Raw genomic sequence first — 13,652 nt, forward strand, 5'->3', positions numbered from 1 at the left:
ATGCAGATATTAGATTAACACCGCCGGTGACCCATTGGTTTGATTTATTTCGCACCCAGAGCTGCGTACAAGCGATCCCGCTCTTCGATAGCCCAAGCGTTTGCAGGGTTTTGTTCCAACTGATATCGGAGTTCATCATAAAAATCATGGATCATGAATCCGTCTGGCAGATTGCCAAGCATGGCTGTAAAGTTGTACTCGGGCAGTGTTCTCTTTCCTTCACTGATCTGCTTCAACCAATTCATCCAATTTGCAAGAGTAAGCACTTCCTCCTGCCATAACTCAGCCTGTAACCCCAGCGCATCCTGAAGTTGCTCGTACGCCAATGGATCGGCGAAGACGCGGCAGGCCTGAACAGCCAGTTCGTACAACTCGGTCACTGCACGGCGTACCTCATGCTTAAGTTCGACCTCCAAGCCTCCCATGTAATCCTGAACCTGAATGCTCTGTCCATCATCGTATAATAGCGGTGCCTGGGCCAACAGGCGTACAATCTCTTCCATCTCGTGCATTGAAACTCGCTTCTGCTCATAGAGAGCAGGTAATTGATATGCTGTAATGATCATTCACTCCTACATCGTTCTTCTATTAATGACCTATATTATAACATGGTTTGGCAATCATCTATCAGGATAACTTGACTATCCACTACAAGTTGTAGTAGTTTATACGTACTACGTAGTGTAGTAATACGATCGTTATGGACGCATAACGATGTTAAGGAGTGTTCACTGTGAACCAGATTCAAAAATTATCCGAAACAGAAATGGAGTTAATGGTTGTTATATGGTCATGCGATCCACCCGTCACTTCGACAGAACTATTAGACATATTTGCTGAGAAGGGGAAAGCGTGGAAAGCGCAGACCATGTCTACCTTTCTGTCACGGTTGGTGGATAAAGGCGCTCTTACCGTTACGAGACGTGGACGGACCAATGATTATGTACCTCTTCTACAGCCCGAAGATTACAAACTACAGGAAACGCAACATGTTCTTGATGGACTGTATCAAGGTTCAGTCAAAAATTTGGTTTCGGCCATGTATGATGGCGACAAGCTTTCTGACGATGACATTTCAGAACTGAAAAAATGGCTCTCGGAAAAGTAGGTGCAGATGATGAATATCTTTTTTGAAATTCTGTGCAGCCTGACCGTGGCGGGAAGTATCGTTTCTGTTTGTATTTTGGCACTACGACTTATACCCGTATCTGTTTTTCCGACCAAGTGGCTCTACAGACTCGGTAAAATGGCTATCTTGTTTTATCTGTTCCCGGTATCTCTTGGCCTTTCATGGCTTTTGGATATTGCATTCCAAACGACATCAACTATACCGGGTACGGAGAATGCAGCAGCTTCGGGCGTAGTTGCAGGAACGTTTATCCCGGAACAAACCATTTCGGTAACGACAGCCTGGTTCTTGTTATGCGTATGGGGCATTGGAGTCATTGGTTTTTCTGCATGGCAGATGTACTGTTATCGAAGGTTTTTGAATGAATTATCTCGTACACGTACCCCAGTCCTCTGTCATAGTGAAGCAGCTATACAGCTACCATTAATCAAAGAGGCTTTGGGTCTCAAACGCAATATCACGCTTGCTCACAGCACGCTAGTACGAAGCCCTATACTGGTTGGCTTGTTTAAACCCACGATATATCTGCCACCCGAAAATACGGTGAAAATGGACATCAGCATGGTAATTCATCATGAGTTGGTACATCTGAAACATAAAGATCTGTGGGTCAAAGCTTTGACCTTGGGGGTTAGTGCCCTGCACTGGTTCAATCCCCTGATTCATATGATTCGCCGGGACATTCATACCTGGAGCGAGTTGGCCTGTGATGAAGATGTGGTGAAAGAGATGTCGCATGAAGAGCGAAGACGATATGGTAAGACGATTTTAAATGTGATGGCGGGAACCAAGAAAATACCTGCTCAATTTTGTTCGTCTCTATCGGGTGAAGGCAAACAATTAAAAAGGAGATTGATGATTATGTTTAATGTAAAGAAACTGAAAAAGAAACATTGGATGTTAAGTATGGGAGCCCTCCTGCTTATTACAGGAGTAAGTACGTCCACCGCCGTATGGGCATCAAACCACACAGTTAAAGTAGAGACCCATGCTACTGAAACCGTGCCTGTTCCTTCTACTGATGGATCTTCAGAAATCGTAACTTCTCCCAACAAGGTCGGAATTTCCGAAGCTGTAACTGCTCCTTCTACTTCCGAAACTCCTGAAATCGTGGCTCTCCCTGAGGATGAAGTTTCCGAAGCTGTGCCAGTTCCGTCTGCTACTGTACCTTCTACTACTAAACCTTCTGAGGCTAAAGTTGTAGAAGCAGTCACTGTTCCTTTTAAGGGTGAATCTCCTGAAGTCGTAGCCGTTCCTTCGAATACCCAATCCCCCGAAATCGTAGCTCTCCCTGGGGATAAGGTTTCAGTAACTGTACCTGCTCCTTCAGAAAAATAACCTATCGTTAAGGAGCAATAGCCATCCTTATATGCAAACAGGACGAAGCATAGATCATAGATCTCCGCTTCGTCCTGTTTCCGCTTTTCTGTCATATGCATTAGATAAATGTTTTGATCGTAGCAAAATATTCACGGATCATGTTGACGGGTTTCAGATAACCCGGTGACGGGGCCGATATGCCATATTCTGCCGCATAACCGTTCTTGGCAGCGATGTACTTGGAGCGAAACATATGATAGTCACTGGTGACAATCATGATCTCAGGGTGCTCTAACCCGGATTCAAGAATGATTTTTTTGGAAAAGGCCAAATTCTCCTGTGTACTTGTAGAGCGATCTTCCATAATGACTTGGGCAGGGCTAATCCCCTGTTCAATCAGATAGTTTTTCATGGCGAGTGCTTCAGGAATGGATTCTCCAGGTCCCTGCCCACCTGATACAATGACGGGTGTCTGAGGGTGACTGCGAATATAGTCCAGACTGGCATCTAACCTTTGTTTTAGGGTCAATGACAATTCCGTTCCACGGATGCCTGAACCCAGAATAATGACATAGTCCGCTTCTTCCGGATCATTCGCACCAAGCTGTGTGAATACAAGTGCTTCAATAATGACAAAAGAGACGGCAGCCACGCTAATTCCAGTAAGGATAATCCGTTTCAGAATAACATGCTTCTGATAGTCAATCCGTCTTAGAACGATAAAAGCCACCGTGATCATTCCGAAAAACATGACTGGGAATCTTTGGCCCCAAAAGGCCAGAAATGCCGCAAAACATGCCAACAGGACAAGATCAATGATCAGTCCATTTTTTTGTAAGAACTTTTTTATCAAATCCGTAGACACTCCTTCTTGTACCCACTATTCCGCAAATCACTTATTATTTCAAGCTGTTATTATCGTTAGATTCGGCCATTGTTCCTGCCAGTGCTTCTTCTGTACTCTCTGATTGTAATAGTCAGCATCCGTGAAGAACGGACTTTTGCGGACTATAAGGTGATACAGATCATGCAAACCATGCGGAGCACAGATGTTCACCCGATCCTCTTCATCCAACTGTACGCCTATAGCAGTCACAACTTCTGGCCAATAGCGAAGAGCATCTTCAGTAGAATGATAAGGAAGTGTACCATTGCGCAGATGCATTCTCGCCTGATTTTTGACCGACCACTTCGAACTGCCCGTCTCCTCACGAAGCTGTTGTTCGAGCTGTATGTCTCGCTCCTCACGCAAGTCTTGCGCATCATAATAGACAACATCAATATCGCTGTGAAGTTCACGAAGATCATATCCATGCAGAACATCCCAGATATAATTACGAATATATCCTGCACCTATGTAACTTTGAGGTAAATGGAGACTACGAACTCTCCGCAGGTCATGCATTAATTGCTCGTATTTGATGATCGTCTGAATGAATGGGTTCTCATATAACATATCTGCCTCCTGCGGTTTACCTCATTGTCTCTTATAGCTGTTAACCTTCATTCCAATATATCATGTTTACCTGGCTGCAATAAAATGAACAACGCTTGAACATCCTCTGTACAACTTCGAATCTCTGATTAATCACAACCAAATAACCCATAAACAGCTTCGGTGATCTGAATGTTTATGGGCTACAATGATCGAGTTTGAAACGGTTAAAATTTATTTAATCGGTATCCAGATTTGTGGCGGTTGATTTGGCCCCGGGTATACTTCCAGCTCCTCATACGGGTTGGATGGGAACCATTCCGAAATAATCCGTTTCCACAGAAGCTGCATACTTTCCGGCATCGGGCCTTCTACTTCAAATACACTCCATTTGGAAGCAGGCATGGTGAAGCTTGATAATCCTTCAGGTACTTCACCATCGTAAGTTGTAGCAATCCAGTATTGCATCTGTTTCTCCTGTATTTCGCTCTGATCCACAACGACGCCAAGTAACCCTGGAATATCCCCGTTGTTCAGTTCAAATAAACGCTCGTCCACGCTTCCTGCCACATCTTCCCGATTCCTTGCAAATGTTCTTGATCTGCATAGGAGAAAGTTTGCTCTACTCCGACCAACGTAAATTCGGGATGTTCAACGATTTTATATTTCATCGGCTCTGCTCCTTTTAGACTCACTTGAATCACCAGACGATTATACGATTTGACAGCGTTACTATTCTTACGAGCCTCACTGGGTGCGATACCATGTTGTCTACGAAATGCTTTGGAGAAGGATTCCGGTGTGTCGTAACCGTATTTAAATGCCAGATCAATGATTTTGTGATCACTTTGCAGAAGCTCATGTGCCGCCAGTGTCAATCGTCTGCGTTTTATGTACTCGGCTACAGTAACATCAGTTAATAAGGCAAAGGTACGTTGAAAATGAAAAGGAGAGATATGGGCCTGCGCTGCAATCTGCTCCATCGTCATATTTTCAAGCAAGTGGTCTTCCATATATTGAATAGCGACCTGTAATGCGTTGATCCAGTTCATGTAATAATCACTCCCTGATGTCTAATATAACGGATAAACCACCCAAAAACCTGTCATGTTGTGCTCTCATATGTCCGGTTAATGTGCAAAGACGAAGTTCATATAACGCCCTGCTCACAGAATTTGACAATGTAAACGATTTACTATAGCCTACGAGTATAATGATCGTTCTATCTTATTTCGAAGGGAGAGTATCACTGATCATGAGCAGCAAAAAGGAAATGCTTTTAAACGTGGCGGAAGAATTGTTCTACCTTCACGGCTTCCATTCCATTGGCTTGAAGCGGATTATCACGGATGCCGGGATTGCCATCATGACGTTATATAATCATTTTGAGTCCAAGGATGATCTCATCGTCCAAGTGCTCCTGCGGCGCGAACAGCGTTATTTAGAACAACTCCGGCAATATGCAGACAATAAAGCACAACCCATGTTCCTCAAGCTGGCTGAAGGACATGCAGCCTGGCTGAAAGAGCACGAATCAAGAGGTTGCTTATTTTTACGCGCCAAAGAAGAATTCGGAGGTCATGCAGATCATATCATCGTGCAGACAGTGAATGCGCACAAAAGACATATGAGAACGTTAATTCAAACATTGGCGCCTGCTGCAAGTGATCGAGATCTATTGCAATTCTCCCTGCTGCTGGAGGGTTCCACGGCACTTGCTGAGACAGAAAATGTAAATAACGTCTGCCGTGAACTGATCCATATGACGCAGAACAGTTTCAAGTAATGCTATTCCGGGTGAGTTAGTAGTTCAACTCACTTTTTTATTTAATGAGAAATATAATGATCGTTCTATCTAAAAGGCGGTGGATTTAATGAAAAAAATTATCTTTCCAGGCATTGCACTAATCGCTGTATGTTATGCATTCGGGCGATTCAGTTATGGACTGTTTATGCCGGAAATTTCGGAAGCCTTACAATTGAATGATGCAGCCTCTGGTGCGATTAACTCAGGAACGTATATTGCCTACTGTCTGTCCCTTCTAACTGCACCACTGTTAATTAATCGCAGGGGACATCATTATGTCATTCAGTTGGCAGGGATCAGCGCAGTGCTCGGATTAACCGGCATTGCCCTGGCTCAGAATGCCTGGGTTCTTACATTTAGTATATTTCTAGCCGGTTTGAGTACAGGCTGGGCCTCTCCAGCCCTCGGTAACACGATTAATGCCGAGCTTGCTCCCGAGCTACAAGCAAGAGGCAACAGCTGGATTAACACAGGGACCAGCTTCGGGATTGTAATATCGGGTCCACTCTACTGGCTGTTCACGGATTACTGGCGTCTAACCTACATCCTGTTTGCTGTGATCGGTGTTGTAGTTCTGCTGTGGAACAGACGTGTTATTCCACCTACGAAGACACTGCCTTGCACCAAGTCTATCTGGACATGTATGAAACCTACCAGACCAGGGTCTGCTCTGCTCATGGCTTGTCTGTTGACAGGTTTCAGTTCTGCAATCTACTGGACCTTTGCCCGGAACTTCCTCACAGACGAGAAAGGGGCCTCCGATTCGGAAGCCGTGTTGTTCTGGATTGTGATGGGGGTTATGGGGATACTCGGTGGATGCGCTGGTCGCATTATTGAACGTATCGAGATTGGGTGGTCCTACCGAATAGGCATACTTTTATTGGCTATCTCACTGGGGGTAATCCTTCTTCCATCCATGACTGCCAGTCTCATCTCTGCGATCATATTTGGCAGCACGTATATTTTCCTGACCAGTGTATTTATCGTTTGGGCGACGAGACTATTCAGTCCAAATGTGTCCATCGGAATTAGCCTTGCCTTTCTCGCGCTGGGTGTTGGGCAATTCCTTGGTTCATCCATGGCAGGTTACACGATTGAAGTGTTTTCCAATACAACGGCATTTCTGGCCTTTGCTGTACTCGGCCTGTTTGGATTGTTAATTCGGGTGAAATAAATGACAGAACAACCTTCTGATCGCTGTTATTTTACCCGGCGAACACTTCCGGTCACTCCATGTTGAAGCTGTAGGTCTGTAAAAGTAACCGTGGTCCCTTGCCCAATGGGGGATTGGGCCACAATGCCAACTTTGATCTCTTCCGGGCAGTCGAGTCCGAAATAACGAACCAGCTTCCACTTCTCTCCATCCTGAGAATAATGGAAAGCAAAGCTGTTGCCTGCCCGGGCTACACGTAAATAAGGCTTGTTAACCTCTACAGGTGCTGATACACAATCATCCGAGTTACCACGAGTAACGACACTAAGAATGGACGGCTGTTCTTCGAAATACTCAAAACAGACTTTAGCCCAATTCGTATCGTCCACCCTCACCATCAGGCAACCCGAATCATACTGTTCTTTCATATCCACCTGTACTTGAGTGACGATGCTGAAATCTCCCTTGACTATCGTATGTAAAAATGGAGCTGAAGCTTTCACCGGCTCACCTCCCGGATCAATGAAAAAGTCACTGATCGGCGAAACGGTTATCGTTACTTTGCCGTCTTCAATGGACCAATCTGCTGGCTCGTTCAGCCATCCCAGATTGGCAGATAATGTTTGACCTGAACAATGTTCGAATAGATTCGTCATGTGGCACACCCTTTGTGTTGGAGTATAAGTTCTCTAATTTCTCTATTTGTATTCGATATGTATCATGGTTAATCCTGTATGTTTTACATCAAGTTCCCATCCCTGATATCAGTTGATAGAGATCGTCACTCTTTATTATTAATAAGGTAATTTTATCCAAAATATGATAAACTGGACATACGATATTACTTCAATAATTTGAATCACAACAGGAGGTCATCCTATGTTTGGTGTTAACGTGAAAAAAGTAGAAGATCAACTGGTCATCCGCTGGCAGTTCTCCAAAATTGAAATTCCCATCACACATATCACATCGGTCACCCTGGATGATACGTACGGTGGAAGCGAACCATCTGCCATTCGGATCGGTCCAGTCAATGGCACAAGCGAGAGGATTCTGATCCGTACAGTGAATCAATCGTATATTTTATTCACTTCCAGCGTGACTTTATATCCCAATATCCAAGCTATGTTACACCCGTCAAACTAGATTGTTGCTCGAACCAGATTTTCATGTTTCTCGGAAGAGGGGCCCCATGTACATATGCACACCAACAAATGAAGCGTTAGTATTCGCTGTAAGAATTAATGCGAATACTAACGCTTCATTGATTCCAATTTAAGTTGAAAGTGGGGTTCTTATGTCCAACTCCACTTCGGTAACTGATCAAGCGTAATGACCTCTTTGCTATGGTACAATTCCTTCAAAAACGTTAGTTCATTATGCGCCCCGTCTCTCAGGAATCCACCTGTCCAGGTACAGAACCAACTCCAGTGTACATCCTGTTCCTTCATCTGCTTGGGATCCGGAATGGAGCCGTTCTCGGCCAGTGCAATGATTTTGCTATCCTTCACAAGCTCTCGCAGGTTAGCGTAACGTGCAGCCAACGGGCTGTGGTCTCCTGCTTCCGGGTATACATCCACACTGACAATATCCACGACATCATCACCCGGATACCATTCCGGTTTTTCCGAGTTCCAGACCCAGATAAGATTGTGCAGCTGATGTTCTTGAACCAATCGATCATACAACAAACGATATAACTGTTTGGCAGGTTCAGGACCTTTCGCTCCCCACCAGAACCAGCCACCCTCCGCTTCATGAAGTGGTCGGAATAATACAGGTACACCCGCATCTTTCAACTCTTGCAAGTGGGCTGCAATCGCATCGATATCCCGAATCAATAACCGATATGCTTCCGATTCAGTATCAGCTAGCGCGGAGGCAATATCATAGGTTGTCGCATCCGTATAGAACCCCCGCCACCACTCTTTACCTGGTTCATCGATCAGATCCGTTGGTGCGTTCCAGTGCCAGCATAGCGTCACGATCCCGCCTTGTTTGTGCCAGTCTATCGCATCCCGAATCTCCTGGGAGACCGCACCACGCTCTGTTCTTGATGGCGAATATTCCATGAGATCAAAGCCAATCACAGCTGGCTTCTGGCCTGTATTTTCATTAATCCAGTTCAGATTGCTGTAGTCCTGCTGACCTGACAACATCCCTTTTCCATAACGCTCAACCAGAAACGTCATTAGTTCTCTCGCTTCAGGTGTCGCTGCTTCATTCACCGGAACACTGCTGATCTCACGCACTGTCATCTCTACACCTCCAATTGGATTTACCATGTTAACCCACTACACCAGAACGTTCAATGCTCTCAACGAAATAGCGCTGTACAAACAGATACAGAATAATCAGCGGTGCAATCGCCAGCAAAATGCCTGTATCCACGATCATCGCCACATAGTTCGGATCAGCCTTGATGCCCGAGTTAGAACCAAAGCCCATCAGTTGCGGAATCAACTGGTTCGCCTGTGCAGGCAAGGAAGCCACCTTCAGTGAGATCAGTGGACTTTCACTCATGAATAATGCCGAATAGAAGGTATCGTTATACTGCCATACAAACGAAAACAGAATAACCGTAATCAACGGCGAGATTGCATTGGGCAGCATGATTCGGGCAAACGTTTTGAATCCGCCTGCACCGTCAATCAGTGCGGCCTCCTCGATTTCCTTCGGCATCCCCTTGAAAAACTGCCGGAAGATATAGATGAATAGCCCCGCCTTCAGCCCTCCTGCCGTAGCAGCCGTAATCATTGAAGGCCAGTACGTATTGAGCAGGTTAATCCCGTTTTTCCCCGTGAACAACTGGATGATGCCCATAAAGTCGAAGCTGCGGAAATGCAGATACATCGGTACCATAAGCGTACTTGTCGGAACCAGAATAGTCAGAATCACCAGGATGAATAGCACATTGCTACCCGGAAACGAGAACCGGGCGAAGCCGTATCCGGCAAGTGCACAGGATATGGCTGTCAGAAGCGTTGTGATGGTAACAAAGAATAAGGTGTTCGCCAGCAAGGGCATAAAATCCATCACTTGGGCTGCAAGCCGGATGTTATCCAGTGTAAAATGCTGGGGAATCATATAGATCGTCGGATTGTAGATATCCTGCTTATCCTTGAACGCGACTGAAACTTTGAGAAATAACGGATATAAAATAATAAATGAAATGCCGATGACCAGTGCATATCTGAAAATGGAATAGAGAAGGTCCGATGTCTTGTTTCGTACCCGCTGCATGTGGTAATTCTGTTTTGGAACCACCACCATGCGATCTGTTCCTGACGCAGCCATAATCTGAAGCCTCCCTCAACGTTAACCGTCAGTTGTAATGAACCCGCCTTGACAACACCCAGCCCACTACGATCAGTACAAGGCCAATCACCAGTGTGTACAGCCAGGACATCGCCGAGCTTAAGCCAAAGTTCTGGGTTTTGAATGCGGTCTGATAGATGGCCTGTGTGACTGGACTCCCGGCAAATGAATCAATAATGGTATAGATGACATTTGTCAGAATCAACGGACTGACCATGGGAAATGTAATCTTCCAGAATGATTCATAGGCAGTAGCCCCTTCGATCTTCGCAACCTCATACATTGATCCCGGCACCGATTGCAGCGCGGCGAGGAAGATCAAAATCTGGACGCCAGAGCTGCTAATAATCTCATAGATCCGCATGATGGCTTCTACAATGTAATCCACATAGGCCATCGGCAATCCCACATCCGCCAGCATCCGCACAATGGACACCACATTGAACGAAGCCCCGCCATCTGCAGATGCATCGACCGCACTTGCATCTCCCATCAGATTGATTAATCCCGCAGATTCAGCTGCTGCAACTGCACTGGAAGCCAGAATAACCGGCAAGAAGAAGATTGCACGTGCCATCGTTCTGCCTCTGAACTTCTGGTTAAGTAGTGTCGCCGTAAACAGACTGAAGAACAAAATCATCGGCACATTCAGCAGCATCGCTCCAACCGAGTCAACCAGAATCCGGTTGAACGTCGCATCAACCAGAAGCGCATCCTTAAAATTTTTAAATCCAACGTATTCCAGAACGTACCCGCCCGGAGCAACGGACAGATTACTCAGACTGAATCGAATCGATTGCAGGAGTGGCGTAGCAAAGAGGAAGATGAAACCGACCAGCCACGGCGATATAAATGCAAGTCCAAGCAGCGCTCTCCGTGACTTCAGCGATAATCGAATGGTTCTCATCGGTTCACTCCTCCCACCACATAGTCCGTCCCGCCAACCGTTGTTCCATCCACGGTTACTGCATCCGCATTGTAATTCACAAGGATGGATGTACCGCCAGTATAAGTGATCCGGACCACGCCATCCTGGATGCGTTCATGCTTCAGGATCTGCTCATTCTCCAGTTCTCCCAGCACTTCATTGGCCTGCTTATACAAGGCAACAGCGTCATCTACCCAATATGCATACTCCGTTGCGTAGGCCGAATCATAATTCGTCAGCTTCAGCCTGGATGATGGTTCATAGGTCCATTGAAAATACGGAGCTGCCCCAAGCTCCAGGCTGCGCAGTAACTGTTTGCGGAGATCCTGATCCCCCGACGTGTTCATCGGAGATGCCGCATAGTTCATGTATCCATGAATAACCATCGCATAAAAAGGAACTTCTTCATCGGTAATATTGAAGCGACTTGATCCTGCGGGTACATTCACAACATGTTGTGCATTTCCCCAAGCGTAGCTATTTGCGGCAGATATCATCAAGTTCGGATAGGACTGTTCCAGCTGTCCCAGCTGTTCCTTCACAATGTGCTTCGCCGTCTCCCGATGAATCACCCGGCTATCCCGATAATCGGAAGTCAGGACTTGCCCAAGATCACGGAGGGATAATCCGCCGAGGTCCAGTTGATTGTATTTGTCAGCAAACTCACCCACTACATAAGGAAGCTTGGCCGCTGAGAGCAAATAATAGCTGTCCCTACTCTGATCCATGCGATTAAGCGCAGGATTGTATGGATACAGTTCTGCTGTCTCCTTTGTGACAAACCGCGCTGCATCCGAGGAAGGGGCAAAACGCATATCATCGTGATAAATGTGCTGGAAAGCCACATCCGGGAACAAAGCTCCACCCGACTGCTCAAGTTTAGCGGACAACGCTTGCAGCTCGGAACGACTGCCTACTTCACTGTCCAACTTCACCTGGGTTGGCGTATGATGGCTGATGCCACCACCGAACCATCCCTGATACCGCATTTGTACGCGGTTCACACCATCCTGCTGTAACTTCGCCGCCATTTCGGTGGCCTGTTCGTACGTCGTCATGGCTAAGGTGGTCCGATAGGGCACACTCAGGAACGAAGCCTTTTTGTCCACTGCACCAAGTACATCCAGATAGAACGGCAACTCCGTCTGTTCTGGGAGCGGCTTCAGTACATCCTGCTCGATCAACTGCTGCTGATACAGGCGGGCCATACCCGAGTAACTGGCATCTTCTCCATGAAGGAAATGATAACGGACCTGAATATCTCCACGGAAAGGCTCATCGCTAAGCAGCTGAATCTCCTGCATTTTCTGCGAGGTGTACATCTCCAGTTCATCCTCCCCCCGCAGGGAGAAGGTCGCATGAACGTGGTTGTAACTGTTCTGCCTGCCTCCAATATCCGCAGAGATACTGGCAATGCCGTCCCCTTTTTCAATCACCGCAAACCAGGCATTCTCCCCGTTCTTCAGACCAAACACAGGCATATACGCGGATTCACTAACCTGAGGACGACTGAGCGAATTATCATTGGGATCTGCGCCATAGACACGCTGTACATACTGCTCTTCCTGGGTTTTCCCGTTGTTCAGGTGGATCAGGCTGCCGGAACCGTCAGGCACGAGCATATAACCCTCGCCCTTTGTATCCGCAGCACCAAAGTAAGCGAGCAAATCAATGTTCCGAATGCGGTATTGCCCACTTTCTTCTATTTGGCCCAGAGGTACAGTCACAACAAGCGCCCCTTGATCCAGCCGGTATTCGACAGAAATGACGAAGCTGGGCTTATCCGACACACCTCCGCCTTCAACCCCGTTCTCCTGATTGTCAAAAGCCAGATCGTCCGCCGTGTAACCCGCCGTCTCAAAGGCACCCAGCATCTTGTTCAGCACAAGTTGCTTCGAAATCTGTCCATCCAGCCGTTCCAGAATATCCGGATTGTTCTTGGTTGGATAATATCGGGCAGATGTGTATCTTGCGACAGTAGCATCCAGCTTGGAAAGAACCTTCTCCTCCAGTCGCTGCTTGCTGATCAACTTCGGTAGTGCATCAATACCAAGTGATGTATCACCAAGCGTATAGTTCACCCGAATGCCCTGATCAATCTGGCCCACTGTGAATTGTTTGTTGCTAATACTCGAACTGAAATTCGGAAAATTCTCCAGTGTGCCCATCGCATCCCGGAAAGACACGTTCAACTGGGAGGACAGCACTTCTTTTTCATACGCGGAAGCAAGAGCGTCCTCAGCCCGTTCTTTCGGATTGCTGTACCAGATCTCTCCACTTTCCCCGTCACGTACTGCAATTTCCGTTGTCTCCTCGTTATAGTACAGGGCGAGTCTCTGATCTTCGGCGACCAGCTGCATACCAGGTACACCCTGCGAAGAGTCGCTAAGGAACTGCAACGGGTCCTCCGTGACGGGCATGGCTGTGGTTGTCGTATCCAGATAAGCCGCGGCTTCAACGGCTGGAACCCCCCTGTTGTTTATATACAGCAGCCCGGCTGCAATCATGATTACAGCTGCACCACCAGCCAGCACCGTATATAGTCGTTGCCTTTTGTTCACG

At 46.6% G+C, this 13,652-nt stretch carries 13 protein-coding genes and 1 pseudogene; 5 read left to right on the plus strand and 9 right to left on the minus strand.

Annotated elements, in window-relative coordinates; translation table 11 throughout:
• Positions 1-44 precede the first annotated feature (44 nt).
• On the minus strand, positions 45-566 hold the full coding sequence (locus QF041_RS12035) for a hypothetical protein (protein WP_307414333.1): 522 nt from the start codon (positions 564-566) through the stop codon (positions 45-47).
• A gap of 167 nt (positions 567-733) precedes the next feature.
• Between QF041_RS12035 and QF041_RS12040 the strand changes: the two genes are divergently transcribed.
• A complete protein-coding gene (locus QF041_RS12040) occupies positions 734-1,108 on the plus strand; it encodes a BlaI/MecI/CopY family transcriptional regulator (protein WP_076209251.1) in 375 nt (124 codons plus the stop codon).
• A gap of 6 nt (positions 1,109-1,114) precedes the next feature.
• Positions 1,115-2,467 carry a M56 family metallopeptidase gene (locus QF041_RS12045; protein WP_307414336.1) on the plus strand — a complete coding sequence of 451 codons (1,353 nt, stop codon included), beginning with the start codon at positions 1,115-1,117 and terminating at the stop codon, positions 2,465-2,467.
• A gap of 100 nt (positions 2,468-2,567) precedes the next feature.
• Here the strand turns inward: QF041_RS12045 and QF041_RS12050 are convergent, their stop codons facing one another.
• From QF041_RS12050 to QF041_RS31275, 3 genes and pseudogenes are all read right to left on the minus strand, one after another.
• The gene (locus QF041_RS12050) at positions 2,568-3,302 is read right to left on the minus strand and encodes a YdcF family protein (protein ID WP_307414337.1); all 735 of its coding nucleotides are present in this window, start codon (positions 3,300-3,302) and stop codon (positions 2,568-2,570) included.
• Between the two features lie 51 nt (positions 3,303-3,353).
• Positions 3,354-3,905 (minus strand): nucleotidyltransferase family protein, encoded by a 552-nt coding sequence (locus QF041_RS12055; RefSeq protein WP_307414339.1) that lies wholly within the window; start codon positions 3,903-3,905, stop codon positions 3,354-3,356.
• A gap of 213 nt (positions 3,906-4,118) precedes the next feature.
• Positions 4,119-4,936: pseudogene (locus QF041_RS31275) on the minus strand (AraC family transcriptional regulator).
• Between the two features lie 203 nt (positions 4,937-5,139).
• Here QF041_RS31275 and QF041_RS12070 point away from each other — a divergent pair.
• Positions 5,140-5,670, plus strand: coding sequence for a TetR/AcrR family transcriptional regulator (locus QF041_RS12070; protein WP_307414346.1), 531 nt, complete (start codon positions 5,140-5,142; stop codon positions 5,668-5,670).
• An 88-nt stretch (positions 5,671-5,758) separates the two neighbouring features.
• Positions 5,759-6,865, plus strand: coding sequence for an MFS transporter (locus QF041_RS12075; RefSeq protein ID WP_307414348.1), 1,107 nt, complete (start codon positions 5,759-5,761; stop codon positions 6,863-6,865).
• 26 nt (positions 6,866-6,891) lie between these two features.
• On the opposite strand, the gene QF041_RS12080 is transcribed toward QF041_RS12075, so the two are convergent.
• Positions 6,892-7,500: a DUF1349 domain-containing protein gene (locus tag QF041_RS12080; RefSeq protein ID WP_307414350.1), complete on the minus strand. Its 609-nt coding sequence runs from the start codon at positions 7,498-7,500 to the stop codon at positions 6,892-6,894.
• Positions 7,501-7,723: 223 nt separating this feature from the next.
• Between QF041_RS12080 and QF041_RS12085 the strand changes: the two genes are divergently transcribed.
• Positions 7,724-7,990 (plus strand): SunI/YnzG family protein, encoded by a 267-nt coding sequence (locus QF041_RS12085; protein WP_307414352.1) that lies wholly within the window; start codon positions 7,724-7,726, stop codon positions 7,988-7,990.
• 149 nt (positions 7,991-8,139) lie between these two features.
• Here QF041_RS12085 and QF041_RS12090 read toward each other — a convergent pair whose 3' ends face one another.
• From QF041_RS12090 to QF041_RS12105, 4 genes are read right to left on the minus strand one after another with little or no spacing between them, the layout of a single operon-like run.
• Positions 8,140-9,102 (minus strand): glycosyl hydrolase, encoded by a 963-nt coding sequence (locus QF041_RS12090; RefSeq protein WP_307414354.1) that lies wholly within the window; start codon positions 9,100-9,102, stop codon positions 8,140-8,142.
• Between the two features lie 28 nt (positions 9,103-9,130).
• Positions 9,131-10,141, minus strand: coding sequence for a carbohydrate ABC transporter permease (locus QF041_RS12095; RefSeq protein WP_307414356.1), 1,011 nt, complete (start codon positions 10,139-10,141; stop codon positions 9,131-9,133).
• A 28-nt stretch (positions 10,142-10,169) separates the two neighbouring features.
• Positions 10,170-11,069, minus strand: coding sequence for a carbohydrate ABC transporter permease (locus tag QF041_RS12100; protein ID WP_076327086.1), 900 nt, complete (start codon positions 11,067-11,069; stop codon positions 10,170-10,172).
• Positions 11,066-13,651 (minus strand): DUF5696 domain-containing protein, encoded by a 2,586-nt coding sequence (locus QF041_RS12105; protein WP_307414357.1) that lies wholly within the window; start codon positions 13,649-13,651, stop codon positions 11,066-11,068. Before QF041_RS12105 ends, QF041_RS12100 begins: the two co-directional genes overlap by 4 nt.
• Position 13,652: the final 1 nt, after the last annotated feature.

Source organism: Paenibacillus sp. W2I17, assembly GCF_030815985.1.
Classification (GTDB): domain Bacteria; phylum Bacillota; class Bacilli; order Paenibacillales; family Paenibacillaceae; genus Paenibacillus.